Annotated in this window: 18 protein-coding genes; 8 read left to right on the forward strand and 10 right to left on the reverse strand. The window is 71.2% G+C overall.

The features are described from left to right. Positions 1–48 precede the first annotated feature (48 nt). From hisH to hisD, 5 genes are read right to left on the reverse strand one after another with little or no spacing between them, the layout of a single operon-like run. A complete protein-coding gene (hisH, locus tag PS467_RS11990; RefSeq protein WP_311039830.1) occupies positions 49–705 on the reverse strand; it encodes an imidazole glycerol phosphate synthase subunit HisH in 657 nt (218 codons plus the stop codon). 14 nt (positions 706–719) lie between these two features. Further along, complete coding sequence (locus tag PS467_RS11995; protein ID WP_268971439.1) at positions 720–884, reverse strand: CG2302 family histidine operon protein; 165 nt, start codon at positions 882–884, stop codon at positions 720–722. 1 nt (position 885) lies between these two features. Further along, positions 886–1,479 (reverse strand): imidazoleglycerol-phosphate dehydratase HisB, encoded by a 594-nt coding sequence (gene hisB, locus PS467_RS12000; RefSeq protein WP_063732372.1) that lies wholly within the window; start codon positions 1,477–1,479, stop codon positions 886–888. After that, positions 1,476–2,594 carry a histidinol-phosphate transaminase gene (locus tag PS467_RS12005; protein ID WP_311035259.1) on the reverse strand — a complete coding sequence of 373 codons (1,119 nt, stop codon included), beginning with the start codon at positions 2,592–2,594 and terminating at the stop codon, positions 1,476–1,478. The genes hisB and PS467_RS12005 overlap by 4 nt, the downstream gene beginning before the upstream one ends. Further along, entirely contained in the window at positions 2,591–3,916 is a 1,326-nt protein-coding gene (hisD, locus tag PS467_RS12010) for a histidinol dehydrogenase (RefSeq protein WP_268971441.1), read from the reverse strand. Before hisD ends, PS467_RS12005 begins: the two co-directional genes overlap by 4 nt. 156 nt (positions 3,917–4,072) lie before the next feature. Here hisD and PS467_RS12015 point away from each other — a divergent pair, with 156 nt between their 5' ends. From PS467_RS12015 to ybaK, 3 genes are all read left to right on the forward strand, one after another. Next, the gene (locus tag PS467_RS12015; protein ID WP_311035260.1) at positions 4,073–5,668 is read left to right on the forward strand and encodes an oxidoreductase; all 1,596 of its coding nucleotides are present in this window, start codon (positions 4,073–4,075) and stop codon (positions 5,666–5,668) included. A gap of 34 nt (positions 5,669–5,702) precedes the next feature. Further along, complete coding sequence (locus PS467_RS12020) at positions 5,703–6,443, forward strand: LON peptidase substrate-binding domain-containing protein (protein ID WP_268971443.1); 741 nt, start codon at positions 5,703–5,705, stop codon at positions 6,441–6,443. A 79-nt stretch (positions 6,444–6,522) separates the two neighbouring features. Beyond that, entirely contained in the window at positions 6,523–7,020 is a 498-nt protein-coding gene (gene ybaK / locus PS467_RS12025; protein WP_268971444.1) for a Cys-tRNA(Pro) deacylase, read from the forward strand. Between the two features lie 284 nt (positions 7,021–7,304). On the opposite strand, the gene PS467_RS12030 is transcribed toward ybaK, so the two are convergent. The 4 genes from PS467_RS12030 to PS467_RS12045 form a co-directional block, all read right to left on the reverse strand. Beyond that, positions 7,305–8,048 carry a magnesium transporter gene (locus PS467_RS12030; RefSeq protein ID WP_311035261.1) on the reverse strand — a complete coding sequence of 248 codons (744 nt, stop codon included), beginning with the start codon at positions 8,046–8,048 and terminating at the stop codon, positions 7,305–7,307. Positions 8,049–8,107: 59 nt separating this feature from the next. Next, positions 8,108–8,986 (reverse strand): ABC transporter permease, encoded by an 879-nt coding sequence (locus PS467_RS12035; protein ID WP_432280737.1) that lies wholly within the window; start codon positions 8,984–8,986, stop codon positions 8,108–8,110. A 133-nt stretch (positions 8,987–9,119) separates the two neighbouring features. Beyond that, positions 9,120–10,160 carry an ABC transporter ATP-binding protein gene (locus PS467_RS12040; protein WP_311035262.1) on the reverse strand — a complete coding sequence of 347 codons (1,041 nt, stop codon included), beginning with the start codon at positions 10,158–10,160 and terminating at the stop codon, positions 9,120–9,122. 77 nt (positions 10,161–10,237) lie between these two features. Beyond that, a complete protein-coding gene (locus PS467_RS12045) occupies positions 10,238–11,557 on the reverse strand; it encodes an NYN domain-containing protein (protein ID WP_311035263.1) in 1,320 nt (439 codons plus the stop codon). Between the two features lie 304 nt (positions 11,558–11,861). Between PS467_RS12045 and PS467_RS12050 the strand changes: the two genes are divergently transcribed. Continuing rightward, positions 11,862–12,029: a hypothetical protein gene (locus PS467_RS12050; protein WP_268971448.1), complete on the forward strand. Its 168-nt coding sequence runs from the start codon at positions 11,862–11,864 to the stop codon at positions 12,027–12,029. 134 nt (positions 12,030–12,163) lie between these two features. Here the strand turns inward: PS467_RS12050 and dnaE are convergent, their stop codons facing one another. Continuing rightward, on the reverse strand, positions 12,164–15,709 hold the full coding sequence (gene dnaE, locus PS467_RS12055) for a DNA polymerase III subunit alpha (RefSeq protein ID WP_311035264.1): 3,546 nt from the start codon (positions 15,707–15,709) through the stop codon (positions 12,164–12,166). Positions 15,710–15,924: 215 nt separating this feature from the next. On the opposite strand from dnaE, the gene PS467_RS12060 reads away from it, so the two are divergent. The 4 genes from PS467_RS12060 to PS467_RS12075 all read left to right on the forward strand — a co-directional run bounded on the left by PS467_RS12060 (position 15,925) and on the right by PS467_RS12075 (position 19,910). Further along, on the forward strand, positions 15,925–17,250 hold the full coding sequence (locus tag PS467_RS12060; RefSeq protein ID WP_311035265.1) for a DUF2252 domain-containing protein: 1,326 nt from the start codon (positions 15,925–15,927) through the stop codon (positions 17,248–17,250). A gap of 77 nt (positions 17,251–17,327) precedes the next feature. Next, complete coding sequence (locus tag PS467_RS12065) at positions 17,328–18,275, forward strand: thioredoxin domain-containing protein (RefSeq protein WP_311035266.1); 948 nt, start codon at positions 17,328–17,330, stop codon at positions 18,273–18,275. Between the two features lie 62 nt (positions 18,276–18,337). Beyond that, positions 18,338–19,018, forward strand: coding sequence for a hypothetical protein (locus PS467_RS12070; protein ID WP_311039831.1), 681 nt, complete (start codon positions 18,338–18,340; stop codon positions 19,016–19,018). Positions 19,019–19,082: 64 nt separating this feature from the next. Then, the gene (locus tag PS467_RS12075; protein WP_311035267.1) at positions 19,083–19,910 is read left to right on the forward strand and encodes a DsbA family protein; all 828 of its coding nucleotides are present in this window, start codon (positions 19,083–19,085) and stop codon (positions 19,908–19,910) included. Positions 19,911–19,921: the final 11 nt, after the last annotated feature.

Consider the following 19,921-nt stretch of genomic DNA (forward strand, 5'->3'; position numbering starts at 1 on the left):
GCAACCTTCGGTCGGTCGTGCGGGCGGGTGGGAGCCGGCGCGGGCCGGTCAGAGCGTGTCGAGCCAGTTGCGGAGCAGCCGCGCTCCGGCGTCACCCGACTTCTCGGGGTGGAACTGGGTGGCCCACAGCGGGCCGTTCTCCACGGCGGCGACGAACGGCTCGCCATGGGTGGTCCAGGAGACCTTGGGAGCGGGGATGTGCGGGTTGGTGACCTCCAGCTCCCAGGTGCGGACCGCGTAGGAGTGGACGAAGTAGAACCGCTCGCCCTCGTCCAGCCCGGCGAAGAGCCGCGAGTCCTGGGGCGCCGTGACCGTGTTCCAGCCCATGTGGGGGACGACGGGGGCGCGCAGCGGCTCGACCGTGCCGGGCCACTCCTCCAGGCCCTCGGCCTCGACGCCGTGCTCGATACCGCGCCCGAAGAGGATCTGCATGCCGACGCAGATGCCCATGACCGGGCGGCCGCCGGACAGCCGGCGCCCCACGATCCAGTCGCCGCGCGCCGCGCGCAGCCCCTGCATACAGGCGGCGAAGGCGCCGACGCCGGGGACGAGGAGGCCGTCGGCGGCCATGGCCGCCTCGTAGTCGCGGGTGATCTCGACCCGCGCGCCGACGTGGGCGAGAGCCCGCTCGGCGGAGCGTACGTTGCCGAATCCGTAGTCGAAGACCACGACGTTCTTCGGCGTCTTGGTGGGCACGGGCTTCATGGGGGTGTCGTCGCTCAATTCCACACCTCGAGCCGCAGGACCCCGGCGAGCAGCGCCATCGCGGCGCCGACGCCGAGCAGCGTGATGATGCTCTTGGACATGCCCTGCTTGACGAAGGAGATGACCCCGCCGAGCAGGAACAGTCCGAGGAGGATGAACGCGGTCGACAGGCCGTTCACGTTAGAGGGCGCCCTTCGTGGAGGGGAGGATTCCGGCGGCCCGGGGGTCGCGCTCACTGGCGTAGCGCAGGGCCCGCGCCAGGGCCTTGAACTGGCACTCCACGATGTGGTGCGCGTTGCGCCCGTAGGGGACGTGGACGTGCAGGGCGACCTGCGCCTGGGCCACGAAGGACTCCAGGATGTGCCGGGTCATCGTGGTGTCGTACGCGCCGATCATCGGCGCGATGTTCTCCGGCTCGCTGTGCACCAGGTACGGGCGGCCGGAGAGATCGACCGTCACCTGGGCCAGGGATTCGTCGAGCGGCACCGTGCAGTTGCCGAAGCGGTAGATGCCCGTCTTGTCGCCGAGCGCCTGCTTGAAGGCGGCGCCGAGCGCGAGGGCGGTGTCCTCGATGGTGTGGTGGGTGTCGATGTGCAGGTCGCCCTCGGTCTTGACGGTGAGGTCGAAGAGGCCGTGGCGGCCGAGCTGGTCGAGCATGTGGTCGTAGAAGCCGACACCTGTCGACACATCGACCTGGCCGGTGCCGTCGAGGTCGATCTCGACGACCACCGAGGTCTCCTTGGTGGTGCGCTCCACGCGGCCTACGCGGGTCATGCGCTCTTCTCCTTCATCAGCTCGCGTACCGCGTCGAGGAACGCGTCGTTCTCGGCGGGGGTGCCCGCGGTGACCCGCAGCCATCCCGGTACGCCGTTGTCACGGACCAGGACGCCCCGGTCCAGCAGGCCCTGCCACGCCGCGTGGGCGTCCTCGAAGCGGCCGAACTGGACGAAGTTGGCGTCGGAGTCGGTCACCTCGCAGCCGATGGTGCGCAGCTCGCTCACCAGCCGGTCGCGCTCGGCCTTCAGCGCCTCGACGTACCCCAGCAGCGTATCGGTGTGCTCCAGGGCGGCCAGCGCGGTGGCCTGCGTGATGGCGGACAGGTGGTACGGCAGGCGGACCAGCTGGACGGCGTCGACGACCGCCGGGTCGGCGGCGAGATAGCCCAGCCGCAGCCCGGCCGCGCCGAACGCCTTGGACATGGTCCGCGAGAGCACCAGCCGCGGCCGCCCCTCGATCAGCGGCAGCAGCGACGGACGGTGGCTGAACTCCCCGTACGCCTCGTCCACGACGACGAGCGCCCCGGCGGCGTCCGCCCTGGCGGCCTGCGCCGCGTCGTGGAGCGCCAGCACCGTCTCGGCCTCGACGGCCGTGCCCGTCGGATTGTTCGGCGAGGTGATGAACACGACATCGGGGCGGTGCTCGGCGATGGCCTTACGGGCGGCATCGACATCGATGGTGAAATCGGCGTTCCGGGGACCGGAAATCCAGCCGGTGCCGGTGCCACGGGAGATCAGCGCGTGCATCGAGTACGAGGGCTCGAAGCCGATCGCGGTGCGCCCCGGCCCGCCGAAGGTCTGCAGCAGTTGCTGGAGCACCTCGTTGGACCCGTTGGCCGCCCACACGTTCGCGACGCCGACTTCGAGACCGGCCGTACGGCTGAGGTAGCGGGCCAGCTCGGTGCGGAGCTCGACCGCGTCCCGGTCCGGGTAGCGGTTGAGGTTCCGGGCCGCCTCGGCGACCCGCTCGGCGATCCGCGCGACCAGCGGCTCGGGCAGCGGATAGGGGTTCTCGTTGGTGTTCAGCCGTACGGGCACATCGAGCTGCGGGGCGCCGTACGGGGACTTGCCACGGAGCTCGTCCCGGATCGGGAGATCGTCAATGCGGGTCACTTGCTCGGTGGCACCTTCCAGTCGAACCTTGCCTTCACCGCGGCGCCGTGCGCGGGCAGATCCTCCGCCTCGGCGAGCGTCACCACATGGCCGGCGACCTCGGCCAGCGCCTCCCGGCTGTAGTCCACCACATGGATACCGCGCAGGAAGGACTGCACGGACAGCCCCGAGGAGTGGCAGGCGCAGCCGCCCGTGGGCAGCACATGGTTGGAGCCCGCCGCGTAGTCGCCGAGCGACACCGGCGCATAGGCCCCGACGAAGATCGCCCCGGCGTTGCGCACCCGGGCCGCGACGCCCGCCGCGTCCTGGGTCTGGATCTCCAGGTGCTCGGCGGCGTACGCGTCCACGACGGCCAGGCCCTGCTCCAGACCGTCGACCAGCACGATGCCGGACTGCCGCCCGGACAGCGCCGGCGCGATCCGGTCCGCGACGTGCTTGGTGGCCGCGACCTGGACCTCCAGCTCCTTCTCGACCGCGGTGGCCAGCTCCTCGGAGTCGGTGACCAGCACGGACGCGGCCAGCGGATCGTGCTCGGCCTGGCTGATCAGGTCGGCGGCGACGTGCACCGGGTCGGCGGTGGCGTCGGCGAGGATGGCGATCTCGGTCGGCCCGGCCTCGGCGTCGATGCCGATCCGGCCCTTGAGCAGCCGCTTGGCCGCGGCGACCCAGATGTTGCCCGGACCGGTCACCATGGAGACCGGACGGCAGTCCTCGGTGCCGTAGGCGAACATGGCCACGGCCTGCGCGCCGCCCGCCGCGTACACCTCCTCGACGCCCAGCAGCGCGCACGCGGCCAGGATCGTGGGGTGCGGCAGCCCGCCGAACTCGCTCTGCGGCGGGGAGGCGACGGCCATCGAGCCGACCCCGGCCTCCTGCGCGGGCACCACGTTCATCACCACGGACGACGGGTAGACCGAGCGCCCGCCCGGTACGTACAGACCGACGCGCTCGACCGGCACCCAGCGCTCGGTGACCGTGCCGCCCGGCACCACCTGGGTGGTGTGGTCGGTGCGCCGCTGCTCGCGGTGGACCAGCCGGGCCCGCCGGATGGACTCCTCCAGAGCGGCCCGCACGGCCGGGTCCAGCTCGGCGAGGGCGCGCCCCAGCGCCTCCGCGGGGACCCGCACCCGCTCTATGGTGACGCCGTCGAACCGATGGGCGTACTCGATCAGCGCAGCGGTACCACGATGGCGCACGTCGTCGCAGATGGGCCGGACCTTCTCCAGGGCGGCCTCGACATCGAGCTCGGCACGGGGCAGCAGGTCGCGGTCGATCCCGCCCTCGGGGAAGGCGGCGCCGCGCAGATCGATACGGGAGATCACGCGCCCAATTGTCTCAGACCCGCCACGGCGTCCCTCCCCCCGTATCAGCCAGTGATACGGACCCCCTAAGTTGACCCTGACCGTTGGCGTTCAACCGGTTACTCAGCGGGAATGTGGTCCGTACGGGGACACGGAGAATCAGGAGGGGACACGGCTGTGACCGAGCCGCACGATGGCGATCCACCCCCGGGTCTCGATCTGACCACCGCCGAATGGGGCATGTGGCAGGCGTTCCGCAACGGCAGCACCCATGATCTGCGCACCTCGCACCCCCAGCGGAACGACCCCTCCGGCCCGTACGCATGGGGGCCGGAGCGCAGTGTCCGCGCGCGTGTCGTGGCCCTGCTGCTGCTGGACGGGCCGCCCGCGCAGCCGGGCCGGGTGTCCGCGCTCAAGCTCAACGGGGTGCACATCACCGGCACGCTCGACCTGGCCGGCGGCAACATCGAGCCCTATGTGGAGCTGAAGAACTGCCGCTTCGAGCGGGAGGTGCTGCTCCCCGAGTCGCAGTTCACCACCCTGCGCCTGGTGGGCTGCGCCCTCCCCCGGCTGGAGGCGGCCCGGCTGCGCACCGAGGGGGATCTGCATCTGCCGCGCTGTGTGGTCGAGCACGGCATCCGGCTCACCGACGCCCATATCGGCACGGATTTACTGCTCAACCAGCTGATCGTGCGCCGTGACCGCCGGGGCATGTCGATCAGCGCCGACGGGCTGTCCGTCGCCCAGGACTTCCAGGCCGACATGATCGAGTCGTATGGCGAGCTGAGCCTGCGCGGGGCGCAGATCGGGGTGTCGCTCAGCCTGCGCGGCAGCCGGCTGCGCAACCCTTACGGCCGCCGCGCGCTCAACGCGCCGCAGCTGACCGTGGAGCGCAGCCTCTACCTCACCGCGGGCGGGGTGAGCACGTACTCCAGCGGCTCCACACCGCCGTACGGCACCGCCTCCACCCCGACCCGCGGCACCCGTATCCAGCGTTTCGAATGCGAGGGCGGCATCCGGCTCGACGACGCGCGGATCGGCGACGCCATCGACTTCGACCAGGCCCGCTTCATCATGGAGAGCGACCAGGAGCTCTCGCTGCGCCGGGTCCAGACGCCCGAGCTGCGCTTCCTCGGGGAACGGCCACAGCGCGGACGAGTGATCCTCTCCGGCGCCCGGGTGGTCAACCTGGTGGACAAGTCGGTGAGCTGGCCGGGGCCGGGCGGGCTGACCATGGCCGGGTTCAGCTATGAGTGTCTGATCCCGCGCGGCCACTTCCCGCTGTCCCGGCGGCTGGAGTGGGTGGCCGCCGCGACCCCCGAGTACGCGCCCGAGCCGTACGAGATGCTGGCCAACACCATGCGGGCCAGCGGCGAGGACGCCGACGCGCGCGAGGTGCTGCTCGCCAAGCAGCGCCGCCGCCGGGAGACGCTGCCGCTCGCCGGGAAGGTGTGGGGCTACCTCCAGGACTGGACGGTGGCCTACGGCTACCGTCCGGGCCGGGCGGCGGTGTGGATGGCGGTGCTGTGGGCGGTCGGCTCGGTGTTCTTCGCGCACAACCGGCCGGAGGCGATGAAGCCGGACGAATCCCCGCACTGGAACGCCTCGCTCTACACCCTTGACCTGCTGATCCCGGTCATCGACCTGGGCATGGACGGCTACTGGAAACCCGAGGGCCCGGTCCAATGGGCGTCCATCGTCATGATCCTGCTGGGCTGGGTGCTGGCCACCGCGGTGGCCGCCGGCGCCTCACGACTGCTGCGGCGCCAGTGAAAGGCGGCGCGCGGGGCCATTAGGCTTACGCCCCGTGACCTCCGCGCGCCTTCCGCTCTTCCCGCTGAACACGGTGCTGTTCCCGGGGCTCGTCATGCCCCTGAACGTCTTCGAACAGCGGTATCGCTCCCTGATGCGCGATCTGTCGGCGCTCCCCCAGGACGCGCCGCGCCGGTTCGGGGTGATCGCGATCCGGGACGGCCACGAGGTCGCCCCGAGCGCGATCGGCCTCCCGGACTCCGTCACGCTGCCGGACCCCGGCCCCACGGCCGGGTTCGGCCCGGACCCCGCCAAGTCCTTCTATTCCGTGGGCTGTGTGGCGGACGCGGCCACCATCCGGGAGCAGGAGGACGGCACCTTCGAGGTGCTGGCCACCGGCACCACCCGGTTCGAGCTGCTCTCCGTGGACTCCTCCGGTCCCTATCTGTCGGCCGAGGTCAAGGAGCTGGAGGAGGAACAGGGAGAGGGCGCCGGGGCGCTGGCCTCGGGGGTCGTACGAGCCTTCCGGATGTACCAGAAGCGGCTCGCGGGCGCCCGTGAACGGACCCTGGCGGCCGAGCAGGACCTGCCGGGCGAACCGTCCGTCCTCTCGTATCTGGTGGCGGCGGCGGCCGTGCTCGACACGCCCGCGAAGCAGCGGCTGCTCCAGGCGCCGGACACCGCGAGCCGGCTGGCCGAGGAGCTGAAACTGCTGCGCGCCGAGAGCGCGGTCATCGGTAAGCTCCCGTCGCTCCCCGCCGTCGACCTGACCCGCCGTCCCACCAGCCCCAACTGAGCAGAGAATCGACGCAGACGAACCGACGCAGACGAACTGACGCAGACGAACTGACGCAGACGAATCGACGCAGACCACCATGGCCAAGAAGTCCAAGAAGACCTCCGCGGGCACCCCCGCCACCACCGCGCTGACCGCCGCGGGCACCGACTTCACCCTGCACTCCTACGAGCACGACCCGGCCGCCCCCTCCTACGGCGAGGAGGCCGCCCAGGCGCTCGGCGTCGAACCGGGCCGGGTCTTCAAGACCCTGGTCGCCAGCGTCGACGACCGCCTTACGGTCGCCATCGTCCCGGTCTCGGCCACGCTCGACCTCAAGGCGCTCGCCTCGGCGGTGGGCGGGAAGCGCGCCACGATGGCGGACCCCGCGGTGGCCGAGCGCACCACGGGCTATGTGCGGGGCGGGATCTCCCCGCTCGGTCAGCGCAAGCGCCTTCCCACGGCCCTGGACGCGTCGGCCACCGGCTACGAGACGATCTGCGTCTCGGCGGGCCGGCGCGGGCTGGAGGTCGAGCTGTCGCCCAAGGACCTGGCGTCGCTGACCGACGCGGTGCTGGCGCCGATCGCCCGCACCTAGGGCGTGTTTCGAAAGTAGCGCCGTCCGCCCGGAGGGCGGGCCCCGCGGCGTCTGGTGCGTGTGATCGCAAGGCGGAGGGTCGTCCTCGTAGTGGGCCTACTCGGACGATCCCGACAACGCGGCGAGCGCGCGTGCCAGGCGTCGCGGGGCAGGCGGGACTTTCGAAACACGCCCTAGGGGCCCGCCGGCAACCGGCAGGGGGCGCGGGGCCCCGGGCGAGGGCGGCTCAGGCCCTGAGCGGGCCCTGTGAGCCCCCGGGCCCCCGGGCCCTCGCCGAAGGGCGCCTAGCGCGCTCCCGAGCCCGCCGCGGGCGGCAGGGCCGGCTCCGGATCGCGGGGGCCGAACAGCCCCGTCAGCGCCAGGTGGATCACCATCGCCGCCACCGACCACGACAGCAGCGCGCCCTTCGCGCCCAGCTTCAGCGGTCCGTCGAAGGTGACGCCCTTACCGGCCGACTTGGCATGAGCCACGACGTCCGAGGTGGGTCCCAGCCATACGCCCAGCCGCCAGGCGATCACCGAGGCGAGCACCCCGCCGATCGCCAGCCCGACGACCAGCGCGATACCGCCGCGGCGGAAGAGCAGAAAGACGACGACGGCCGAGACCACCCCGAAGGCGAGCCCGAGCAGCGTGAACACACCGTCCGCGCCGATCGCGTCCTCACCTTCCGAGTTCGCCAGATAAACGGCGGAGCCGTCCGAGACCAGCGGCACCTTCGGCGCCCACCACAGCCACAGCAGCCCGAGAAGCACCCCCGCGACCGCCACCGCGATGGCGACCAGCGACGCCTGCACCAGTTCGGCGCGCAACTCGGGCCCCGGCTCGGACTGCTCCGAGTGCTCCGGGTGGTCCGAGTGGTCGGGGTGGCCAGGGTGGTCGGGATGACCGGACTGCCCGGGATGGCTGCTTTGCTCCGGGTGCCCGGAATGTTCGGGGTGTCCGTACGGCTGCCCCTGGGACGGCGGCCGGCCCCCGGCAGGATCATCGTGCGGCGAAGGCTGATCATGTGGCGTCAACGGTGCGGTCACCCCGTCATCGTGCCAGGCGGATGGCGTACATCGGTCGGCGGGAGGTTCACTGCGGCGCGTCACCGCACCGCCGCCCGCCGATAGGCCCAGGTCGCGGCCGCGAGGGACACCACGGCCACCCCCGCGCACACCCCGAGGTCGGCACAGATCACCCACCAGTCGGGCTGCCCGTCGAAGGACCGCGCCAGGGCCTCCACACCGTACGTCGAGGGCAGCAGATCGCGCACGTACGACACTACCTGCGGCATCCGGGCCGCGGGCAGCACGCCCAGCAGCAGCGCGGCGGACATCCCCAACTGCCCGCACAGCGTGGCGAGTTCCTGGCGCGGTGCGAGCAGCCCCAGCGCGGCGCCGAGTCCGGCGAGGGCGGCGCCGGAGAGCGGGATCACGGCGAGGAGGATCCACAGATGCGCCATGGGCAGCTGGAAGAGGGCACTGCCCATGACCGCGGTGACGGCGGTCCCGGGCACGGTGAAGGAGGCGTACGCGGCGGCCGCCCCGAGCACCACGGCCGCGGGCGGCACCGGCAGGGTCGCGTAGTGGTCGAGCCCGCCGCTGGCCCGCAGCTGGCCGAAGTACTGCGCGAGCAGGTTGAGCGCCACGAAGGCGACGACGAGCACGCTCGACCCGGCCACCACGGACCGTGCCTCGTTTCCGCCGTCCACCACCCCGCGCATCAGGATCATGATCCCGACGGACTGGAAGGTCGCCACGAACAGCAGGGGTATCCGGGCCACCCGGGCCCGCGAGAGCTGGGCGCGGTAGACCGCGGCGAGCGCGGGGAAGAGCCGTGCCCGCGCCGCCAGGGGCGCGGGCACATCACCGGCCCCGCCGGACGCCCCCGACGTACCAGAGGCGTCAGGAGCACCGGAGACACCCGAGGTACCGGAGGCACCGGGCACACCTGTGGTCCCGGACACACCGGACAGGGCGGGCACGACACTCACGTTGCGCTGCTCCTTCACCTACACGGGTCTACGGTTCTACGGCTTCACGGTTCTACGGCTGCATGGCTCTACGGCCCGAAATACGGTCACGGCCACCGGCGCGTTCACCGGAGCGCCCCGGCCATCACGCCTTCACCAGCCCCTGCGCGCCCTCCGCACGGCCGCCCAGGGCGAGGTACACATCCTCCAGGCTCGGCGTGGCGAGAGTGAAATCGTCCAGCGCGGCGAAGGCGGGACCACCGGTCACGGTGGCGACGGCGGCGCGCGCGTCGTCCGGCGCGAGCCGCAGCGTCCAGCGCCGCCCCAGGGCCCCGTCCGCGGCCCGAGCCGCCTCGGCGGCCTTCCGCAGGGCGGCGACCCCGGGCACGTCCAGCGGCGGCTCGGTGCGCCACACCAGCTCCAGCCGCACCTCGTCGGCGACCAGCGCCTTGAGCCCGGCGGGCGTGTCGCAGGCGATCACCCGGCCGCGGTCCAGCACGGCGACCCGGTCCAGAACCGTTTCCGCCTCGATCACGTTGTGGGTGACCAGCAGCACCGTGACCCCCCGCTCGGCCCGCCGCCGGTCCACGGCCGCCCATACGGCGCGCCGGGCCACGGGGTCCATCCCGGTGGTGGGCTCGTCCAGCACCAGCAGCGGCCGCTCCCCGACCAGCGCGGCGGCGACGCAGGCCAGCCGCCGCTGCCCGCCGGAGAGCTTCTTCAGCGGCCGCCCGGCGAGTCCCCCGAGCCCCAGCTCCTCGATCACCGCGTCCCGCTCCGCGCGGGCCGCGCGGTTGTCCAGCCCGCGCAGCCGCGCGGTGGTCTCGGCGGCGAGGGAGACGGTCAGCTCGTCCAGCGCGGTCGAGTCCTGGCCGAGATAGCCCAGCAGCCGGGCGGCGCGCTCGGGGTGGCGTACCAGATCGTGGCCGAGCACCCGCACCCTGCCCTCGTCGGGCCGCAGCAGGCCGGTGAGCTGCCGTACCAGGGTGGACTTGCCGGCGCCGTTGGGCCCGAGCAGCCCGAAGACCTCGCCGCGCACCACATCGAGGTCGATGCCGTCGCTGGCCCGGACGGCGGGCGTGGCGGGCGCGCCGCGCCGGCCACGCGCCGCGGGATAGGTCTTGACCAGGCCGCGCACGGTGCACACCACATCGCCGCTCGTCGCCTGTTTCGCGCCCGTCCTCACGAGCTATGAGGGTACGCGCCCAAACACCCACACCCGCGCCCGGGGCCCGTGCCCGCGGCGGGAGAACGGCGGGCAGGCTACTCCCCGGCCGGTGCGTGCTCCGCCGCCGAACGGACGTCGATCTCACGCCAGAAGCCCGCCCGGATCGCATAGCGGTCGTGCTCGTCGATCTGGTCGTCCTTGTGGGCCAGCAGCCCGAAGCGGGCCGCGTAGCGCAGCAGTTCGCCGTCGATACGGTGCGGGATGCGGGGGTACTCGGTGGAGAGCTGGTGCAGATGGCCCGGATCGGCGAGCCGGTCGGCCCAGCGGCGGGCGAAGACCTGGCCGACCTCGAACGGATCGCCGCTGACGGCGGTGATGTCCTCCTCGCGGTCGGCCCAGCGCTGCTCGGCGCTGGTGAGCTGGGCCAGCATGGGCAGGTTGGCGGTCTCCGGCGGCTCCCCCACCCCGGTGCCGGGGCCGCGGTCGATCCAGCCCTTGTCGGAGGACCAGCGCAGGGTGGCACCGGCGGCCTGCTGCCGCTCCGCCTGGCCGCCGGGCACGGCCGGGCCGCGGCCCAGGTCGGCGAGGTCCTTGGGGGTGGGCACGCCCCGGCCGGCGCCCCCTGCCGCGGTGTCCGGGCCCGCCCCGGGGGCCGCGGCGGCGGGACGGCCGGGAGCGGCCGCCGGGTCGGTCACCCCGGCGCCGGTCCTGGCGGTGCCGTTGCGGCCGGGGGGCGCCTCGCCCGCGCCGGGCGGGGCGGCCGCGGCGGCGGCAGCGGCGGCCGCCGCCGTCTCCGGCAGCGGGGCGGAGAGGATGGCCGCGATCTCCGGGCGCGGCTCGGAGACGGGCGCGCAGGGCCCGGGAAGCTCCTTGGCGCGCACCGCCCGGGTGATCCAGGCACGGTCCAGGACGCGCCGCTCATCGGCCTCGGCGACGAGGTCCTCGGACTGGTTGTAGTCGCCGTCGGCGGCCTGGACCGCCCACAGGTGGACGGCGACGCCGTGTTCCTTGGCCGACATCAGTCCGGGCAGCAGATCCCCGTCGCCGGTGACGAGCACGATGTCGGAGCAGGCGCGGTTGCGGGCGAGCTCGGTGAGCTCGGCGTGCATGGCGGCGTCGACGCCCTTCTGGGCCCAACGGCCGTCACTGCGGGTGAGCGCGCCCAGCCGGACGGTCACCCGGGGCATCACGCGCAGCCTCCGGTGCTCGGGCTGCGGGACGCGGTCGGGGGCGCCGTCGAACCAGTAGATGCGCAGCAGCGGACGCTCGGTCTCGGCCTCGGCCCGCTCCCGCAGGCCCTGGATGAGGGTCGCGTGGTCAACGGAAATACGCGACCGGGCGGGCTCCCCGGCCAGCAGGCTCGCGGCGGCGCCCAGCAGATACCCGGCGTCCACCAGGACGACGCAGCGGTCCACGTTCCACCCTCTTTCCTGACGGTCCAGTCCTCGGTCGCCCCCCGCACACAGCCATGCCCCGGATCTCCCCTTCGGCCTTCCTTCGAGTCTGCCCGACCGTACGGGGGGTTATCAGTCCGAACTGGATCACCGGCGTGGCGGATACGGCCTACCCGCCAACACCCTCCTTCTCACTCACGGTAATTGCCCGAAATGCACGGGTCACCGTGGCGTGTCACTGTTCTTCCCGAAGGGATTCTCACCGGAGGGCCCTTCATCGGGGGACTCTTCGCCGGGGGCTGATCCCAACTGGAGGAACACCACCATGGGCAAGAACAAGAACCGCACTCGCAAGCAGCAGCAGGAGCAGGGCATGGCCGACCGCCCCGCCGAGCAGCAGTCCTCGATGGACGCGCAGTCGCAGGCGATGCGGTCGGAGGGCAGCCCGTCGACGGCGCGCAAGACCCGGCAGAAGAGCTTCGGCCACAACTGAGGCACCGCGCGGCGGCACCGGCCGCCGCGACGGCGGGCCGCGCGGCAGCGGCCCCGGGGCGCGCCCGTGCCGGGCGCGCCCCGCGCGCTGAAGGGGGCCGGGTCAGCGAGGCGAACGCCGGCCGGGCCGGGCGGTCACCCGGCCAGACAGGACGCCCCCAGCAGCACCTTGAGGTCGCCGAAGAGCGCCGGGTCGGGGGTGACGCGGTGCCGGTCGAGCCGCAGCACGGTGGTCTTCCGGGCCCCCTGGAGCTTGATCCGCACCTCGGTGGAGCCGCGGTGGTGGGTGAGCACCTCGCCGAGCTTCTCGACCAGCGGCGGGGTGACCTTGACCGTGGGAATGGTGATCGTCACGGGCGCGTTGGCCGACGCCTCGGACAGATCGGGAACCATCAGCTCCATGGCGACCAGCCGGGGCACGTCCTCGCGCTTGTCCAGCCGGCCCTTGACGAAGACGACCGCGTCCTCCACGAGCTGGGTGGAGACCAGCTGGTAGGTGGCGGGGAAGAACATGCACTCGATGGAGCCGGCCAGGTCCTCCACGGTGGCGATGGCCCAGGCGTTGCCCTGTTTGGTCATCTTGCGCTGGAGGCCGGAGATGATGCCGCCGATGGTGACGATCGCACCGTCGGCGTGCTCGCCCCCGGTGAGCGCGGCGATCGCGGCGTCCGCCTTCTCGTTCAGCACATGCTCGATACCGAACAGCGGATGGTCGGAGACATACAGGCCCAGCATCTCCCGCTCCTGGGCCAGCAGATAGGCCTTGTCCCATTCGACGTCCGAGAACTCGACGTCGAGCCCGAAGCCCGGCCCGTCGCTGTCCCCGCCGTCGCCGCCCAGGCCGCCGAAGAGGTCGAACTGCCCCTCGGCCTCCTTGCGCTTCACCGCGACCACATTGTCGATCAGCGCCTCGTAGTGCGCCATCAGCCCCTTGCGGGTGTGGCCCATCTCGTCGAAGGCGCCCGCCTTGATCAGCGATTCGGTGGTGCGCTTGTTGCAGACCACCGCCTCGACCTTGTCCAGGTAGTCCGGGAACGAGGCGTACTTCCCCTTGGCCTTACGGCCGCGGATGATCGCTTCCACCACGTTCTGACCGACGTTCCGGACCGCCGTGAGACCGAAGAGGATCACATCATCACCCTGGGCGGTGAAGTTGGCCTCGGACTCATTGACGTTGGGCGGCAGCACCTTGATGCCCATGCGGCGGCATTCGTTCAGATAGACCGCCGACTTGTCCTTGTCGTCACGGACCGAGGTGAGCAGCGCCGCCATGTACTCGGCGGGGTAGTTGGCCTTGAGGTACGCGGTCCAGTAGGTGACCAGGCCGTACGCGGAGGAGTGCGCCTTGTTGAACGCGTATCCGGCGAACGGGACCAGCACGTCCCACACCGCCTGGATGGCCTCGTCGGAGTACCCCTTCTCGCGGGCGCCCTTCTGGAAGTTGACGAACTCCTTCTCCAGCACCTCGGGCTTCTTCTTGCCCATCGCACGGCGCAGCAGGTCGGCCTGGCCGAGCGAGTAGCCCGCGAGCACCTGGGCGGCCTTCTGCACCTGCTCCTGGTACACGATGAGGCCGTAGGTGATGCCGAGGACCTCCTTGAGCGGCTCCTCCAGCTCGGGGTGGATCGGGGTGATCTCCTGCTGCCCGTTCTTCCGCAGCGCGTAGTTGATGTGCGAGTTCATGCCCATCGGACCCGGCCGGTAGAGGGCCGAGACGGCGGAAATGTCCTCGAAGTTGTCGGGCTTCATCATGCGCAGCAGGGAGCGCATGGGACCGCCGTCGAACTGGAAGACGCCGAGGGTGTCACCGCGGCAGAGCAGTTCGAAGGTCTTGGGGTCGTCCAGGGACAGATCGAGCAGCTTCAGATCGATGCCCTTGTTGGCGCGCACCATCTTGACGGCGTCGTCCATGATGGTGAGGTTGCGCAGGCCCAGGAAGTCCATCTTCAGCAGGCCCAGCGACTCACAGGTGGGGTAGTCCCACTGGGTCACGACCTGGCCGTCGTTCTTCGGCGAGAAGACCGGGACGTGGTCGGTCACCGTCTCGCTCGACATGATCACGCCGGCGGCGTGCACACCCATCTGGCGCACCAGGCCCTCGATACCGCGGGCGGTGTCGATGACCTTCTTGACATCCGGCTCGTTCTCGTACATTCCGCGCACCTCGCCCGCCTCGCTGTAGCGGGGGTGGCTGGAGTCGGTGATGCCGGAGAGCGGGATGCCCTTGCCCAGGACGTCGGCGGGCATCGCCTTGGTGATGCGGTCGCCCATCGCGTACGGGTAGCCCAGCACACGGGCCGAGTCCTTGATGGCGTTCTTGGCCTTGATGGTGCCGTAGGTGCCGATCTGGGCGACCTTGTCGGCGCCGTATTTCTCGGTGACGTACCGGATCACCTCACCGCGCCGACGCTCGTCGAAGTCGATGTCGACATCGGGCATGGACACGCGCTCGGGGTTGAGGAACCGCTCGAAGATCAGCCCGTGCTCGACCGGGTCGAGGTCGGTGATGCCCATCGCGTACGAGACGATCGAACCGGCCGCGGAGCCTCGGCCGGGGCCGACCGCGATGCCGTTGTTCTTGGCCCACATGATGAAGTCGGCGACCACGAGGAAGTAGCCCGGGAACCCCATCTGGATGATGACGTCCATCTCGTACTCGGCGAGCTTCTGGCGGTCCTCGGGGACGCCGCCGGGGAAGCGGCGGGCCATCCCCTTGCGGACCTCCTCCTGGAACCAGGTGACCTCGGTGTACCCCTCGGGGACGTCGAACCGGGGCATCAGGTCGCGCTTCTCGAACCACCCGGTGGTGTCGATCTGCTCGGCGACCAGCAGGGTGTTGGCGCACCCCTGCTGCCAGGCGTCGGAGGAGTCGATGGCGTACATCTCCTCCGTGGACTTCAGGTAGTAGCCGGAGCCGTCGAAGCGGAAGCGGTCCGGGTCGGAGAGGTTCTTGCCGGTCTGGACGCACAGCAGCGCGTCGTGCGCCTCCGCCTCACGGGAGTACGTGTAGTGCGAGTCATTGGTGACCAGCGGCGGGATGCCCAGCTTCTTGCCGATCTCCAGCAGCCCGTCGCGGACCCGGCGCTCGATCTCGATGCCGTGGTCCATCAGCTCCAGGAAGTACCGGTCCTTGCCGAAGATGTCCTGGTACTCGGAGGCGGCCTTGAGGGCCTCGTCGAACTGGCCGAGCCGCAGCCGGGTCTGCAGCTCGCCCGAGGGGCAGCCGGTGGAGGCGATCAGGCCCTCGGACCACTGGGCGATGGTCTCCTTGTCCATCCGCGGCCACTTGACGAAATAGCCCTCCATATAGGCGTCCGAGGAGAGCCGGAAAAGATTGTGCAGACCGGTCTTGTTCGCCGCCCAGATGGTCTTGTGGGTGTAACCACCGGAACCGGAGACGTCATCGCGCTTCTGGTGCGGCTGGCCCCACTGCACACGCCGCTTGTAGCGCCGCGACTCGGGCGCCACATACGCCTCGATCCCGATGATCGGCGTGACCCCGGCGCCCGTCGCCTGCTGGTAGAAGTCGTAGGCGCCGTGCAGGTTGCCGTGGTCGGTCATGGCGATGTGGGTCATGCCCATCTCATTGCAGGCCTTGAACATGTCCTTGAGCCGCGCCGCACCGTCCAGCAGCGAGTACTGGGTGTGGACATGCAGGTGCGTGAAGGGCGGCTTCGTCACGGTGGAGGACCTCCGGCGAACAATCGATGACGGCAAGGCGAGACAGCACCGAAGGTTACCCCTCCGCACCGACAGGAGCCCGGCACTCACGAGTAGCCTCGGGCGTTGATCCCGACGGGGCGTCCGGTCCTCCCGCGCACCCGGCGGACCGGAACATACCCTGTCGTATCTGCCATTCCGATCAGACCCCTCATGCCCCCAGGAGGCGCTCCGCGATGTCGACCCAGCAGACCCAGGCGGAACAGCGCGGCGAGCACATCCTCGCCGTTTTCGACACCGCCTTCGGCGAGCTGCTCGCCGCCGACCCGGCCGCCTTCCGCGTCAAGTTCCGGAAGATGGCCGCCTCGGCGTTCGCGTTCTACCGCGGCACCGCCTGCCTGTTCTACGCCGATGTGGAGCGGGAGCGCGCCGGCGGGCCGTACCTGGACGACCGCACCAGCCGGGTGTGGATCCACGGCGACCTCCACGCCGAGAACTTCGGCACCTACATGGACGCCAACGGCCGGCTGATCTTCAATGTGAACGACTTCGACGAGGCGTACGTCGGTCCCTTCACCTGGGACCTGAAGCGCTTCGCCGCCTCCGTGGCGCTCATCGGCTACACCAAGGCGCTCAGCGACGAGAAGATCACCGAGCTGGTGCGGACGTACGCCGGCGCGTACCGCGAGCGCATCCACGCCCTGGCCACCGGCGCCAAGAACGACGAGGTGCCACCCTTCACCCTGGAGACCTCGGAGGGTCCGCTGCTGGACGCGCTGCGCGACGCCCGCTCGCTGACCCGCTTCGGGCTGCTCGACTCGATGACCGAGATCCGCGACTTCGAGCGGCGCTTCTCGGCCGGCGGCGGGTCCATCGAGCTGGACGCGGCCACCCGCTACAAGGTCCTGGCCGCCTTCGACGGCTATCTGGAGACCCTCCCGGAGTCCAGTCTCGCGCGTCCGGACTCCTACCGCGTCAAGGACGTCGTGGGCCGCCGGGGCATCGGCATCGGCAGCGCCGGGCTCCCCTCGTACAACATCCTTCTGGAGGGCAACAGCGACGCCCTGGAGAACGATGTGGTGATCTACATGAAGCAGGGGCAGACCCCGGCGGTCTCCCGGCACATCACCGACGAACAGGTGCGGTCGTACTTCCACCACGAGGGCCACCGCACGGTGATCTCCCAGCGCGCGCTCCAGGCCCACGCCGACCCGTGGCTGGGCTGGACCGAGCTGGACGGGGCGGGGCAGCTGGTCGCCGAGATCTCGCCGTACGCGGTGGACCTCGACTGGTCCGACATCGACGACCCGGCCGAGATCGCGGCGGTCGTGGCCGACCTCGGACGGGCCACGGCCGCCATGCACGCGGCCGCCGACGACCAGAGCGGCCACTCGCTGGTGCCGTTCTCCACCGAGCGCGCCATCGACGCGGTGATCGCCGCCGACGAGGACGGCTTCGCCGATCTCCTGGTGGACTTCGCGCACTCCTACGGCGCCCGCGCCCGCGCCGACCACCAGATCTTCGTGGACCTCTTCCGCAACGGCCGCATCCCCGGCCTCTGACCGCTTAAGGGGCCCATGACCGCCCCCGGTGACCGCACGGTCGCCGCCCCCCGCCGACTGCTCTATCGTTACCGGGCATGTGGCCTGGAGAGCAGCCGCCGGGGGGCGAGCAGAATCCGCAGCGGAATCCGTACCAGCAGCCGGGGTACCAGCAGCCGGGCCATCCGCCGCCCCCTGCTCAGCCTCCGGGCTTCCCGCCCGCTCCCCCGCCGCCGCCCGGCCCGGTCGGCGCGCCCGGCCCGGCGGACCGGCAGCGCCGGAGCGGGCTCACGGCCGTCGTGGCGGTGACGGTGGCCGCCGCCGCGCTCGCGGGCGTTCTGGTGATCACGGACGACGACACGGGTTCGAAGGACTCCGCGGCCGATGTCGTCCAGGGCGGCTCCGACGGCTCCACGGACGCGGACGGCTCCGGGGGCTCGCAGAAGCTCGTCACGCCCGCCCACAGCTCCGGTCCGAGCGGCACCACCGTGGTGATCGGCGAGGCCGGCTCCGGGCACACCCTCGACGTCTACGAGGATCTTCGCTGCCCGCCGTGCGCCGCCTTCGAACAGGGGGTCGGGCCCACCATCGCCAAGGACATCAAGGACGGCACGTACCAGGTGTCGTTCCACTTCGCCGCCATCCTGGACGAGACCATGGGCGGCAGCGGCTCCGCGAACGCCCTGAGCGCCCTCGGGGCGGCGCTGGACGTGAGCACCGATGCCTTCCTCGACTACAAGGCCGCCCTGATGTCGTCGAAGAACCACCCCGTGGAGTCCAAGGACTCCTACGCCGACGACGACTATCTGCTGAACGTCTCCCAGGAGGTGTCCGCGCTCAAGACGAACGCCTCCTTCCGGGCGGCGGTGCGCGAGGGCACCTACGACCCCTGGGCGAAGCAGATGATCGCCGACTTCGACGCCTCCGGGGTGAACGGCACGCCCACCGTCGAGCTCGACGGCTCCCCGCTCCAGCCGAACGGCTCCACCCCGGTGACCGCGACGGAGTTCACGAAAGCGGTGAACAAGCAGCTCAAGGACGGATAGCAGGCCGCCATGGCCGGTTCTTCATCTGGTCCATACGGGCGAACGTGGCAGAATTCGAAGGTATGGACGGCACCGGACCGCAGCTGAGGGCAGTGCGCGCGGCGCTCTTCACCGCGCTGTGCGTCACGCTGTCCTCGGCTTCGCATGTCCTGCTGTCGCGGGTCCCGCTGCCCCTGGGCACCGTCGCCGCGCTCTCGGTGGCCGTCTTCGCCCTCGCCTACGCCCTCGCGGGCCGGGAGCGGGGTTTCTGGTCCATCGCCGCCCTGCTGATCCCGTTGGAGCTGGCCGCCGACACGGTCTTCACCACCGGCCAGCAGGCGTGCTACGGACAGTCCGGCGGCCCCGTGGCGGGCTCGCTGCGCTCCATGGGGGTCACCGTCCTGTGCGGCGGCGGTGACCTCGGCGGTCCGCTGCCCGCGGTCTCCCGGAGCGGCGTCGGCACCCCGCTGGCGGCCACCGTGAGCTCCTCCACCCCCTGGCTGCTGCTCGCCGCGCATATCGCGGTGGGTCTGGTCGCCTCGGCCTGGCTGCGGCGCGGCGAGGCCGCCGTGGGCCGTCTGCTGGGCTCCCTGGCCGCCTTCGCCTTCCGGCCGCTGCTGCTGGCCGTCGCGGGCCTGGCGCTGGCCGGGGCGCACCGGCGCCCGGCCCCGCGGCCCGTACGGCCGGTGCGCCCGGCGCCGGCGCTCCCCCTCCTCGTGCACTCCGTGGTGCGCCGCGGACCGCCCTGCTCGGCCGCTGCCTGAGCACAGCGCTCCCCACCCCCGTACGCATCACCGACGACGCACACCCACGGAGATCGAATCCATCATGAGCAACCGCAACAGCCACCAGAACAAGCAGGCCGCGCGCGAACGGCTGCGCGCCGAGCGTGAGCGCCAGGCCAAGCGGGAGCGGACGCGGCGCCAGCTGTTCGTCGGCGGCGCGGTCGTCGCGGTCCTGGCGATAGCCGGCGGCATCGGCTACGCCGTCACCAACATGCACTCGGACGACGCCAACAAGAAGTGGCGGGCGGCGGCCGAGAAGGAGGCGTTCAAGAAGCCCGCCCACACCAGCGGCTCCCAGGGCACGACGGTCGTCATCGGCGACGAGAAGGCCAAGAACACCCTGCACGTCTACGAGGACATGCGCTGCCCGGTCTGTGCCCAGTTCGAGGAGTACACCGGTAAGACCGTGCTCAAGGACATCAAGGACGGCACCTACAAGGCGCAGTTCACGATGGGCACCTTCCTCGACGACAACAAGCAGGCGCCCGGCGCCGGCTCGAAGAACGCCCTGAGCGCGCTCGGCGCGGCCCTCAACGTCAGCCCGCAGGCGTTCCTGGACTACAAGGCGGCGCTGTACGCCCCGAAGAACCACCCCGCCGAGACCGACGACGCCTTCGCCAGCGACCAGAAGCTGATCGACATCGCCCAGCAGGTCAAGGAGCTGAAGGGCAACACGGCCTTCGAGAAGGCCGTGAAGAACGGCACTTACGACCGGTGGGCGCTGGCCATGTCCAAGTCGTTCGACGACACCAAGGACATCACCGGCACCCCGTCCTTCAAGCTCAACGGGAAGAAGCTGGAGGTCAACGGCAACCCGCCGATGACCCCGGACCAGTTCACCCCGCTCATCGAGAACGGGCTCAAGAAGTAACGGCCGACGCT

It is taken from the genome of Streptomyces luomodiensis, assembly GCF_031679605.1.
Classification (GTDB): domain Bacteria; phylum Actinomycetota; class Actinomycetes; order Streptomycetales; family Streptomycetaceae; genus Streptomyces; species Streptomyces luomodiensis.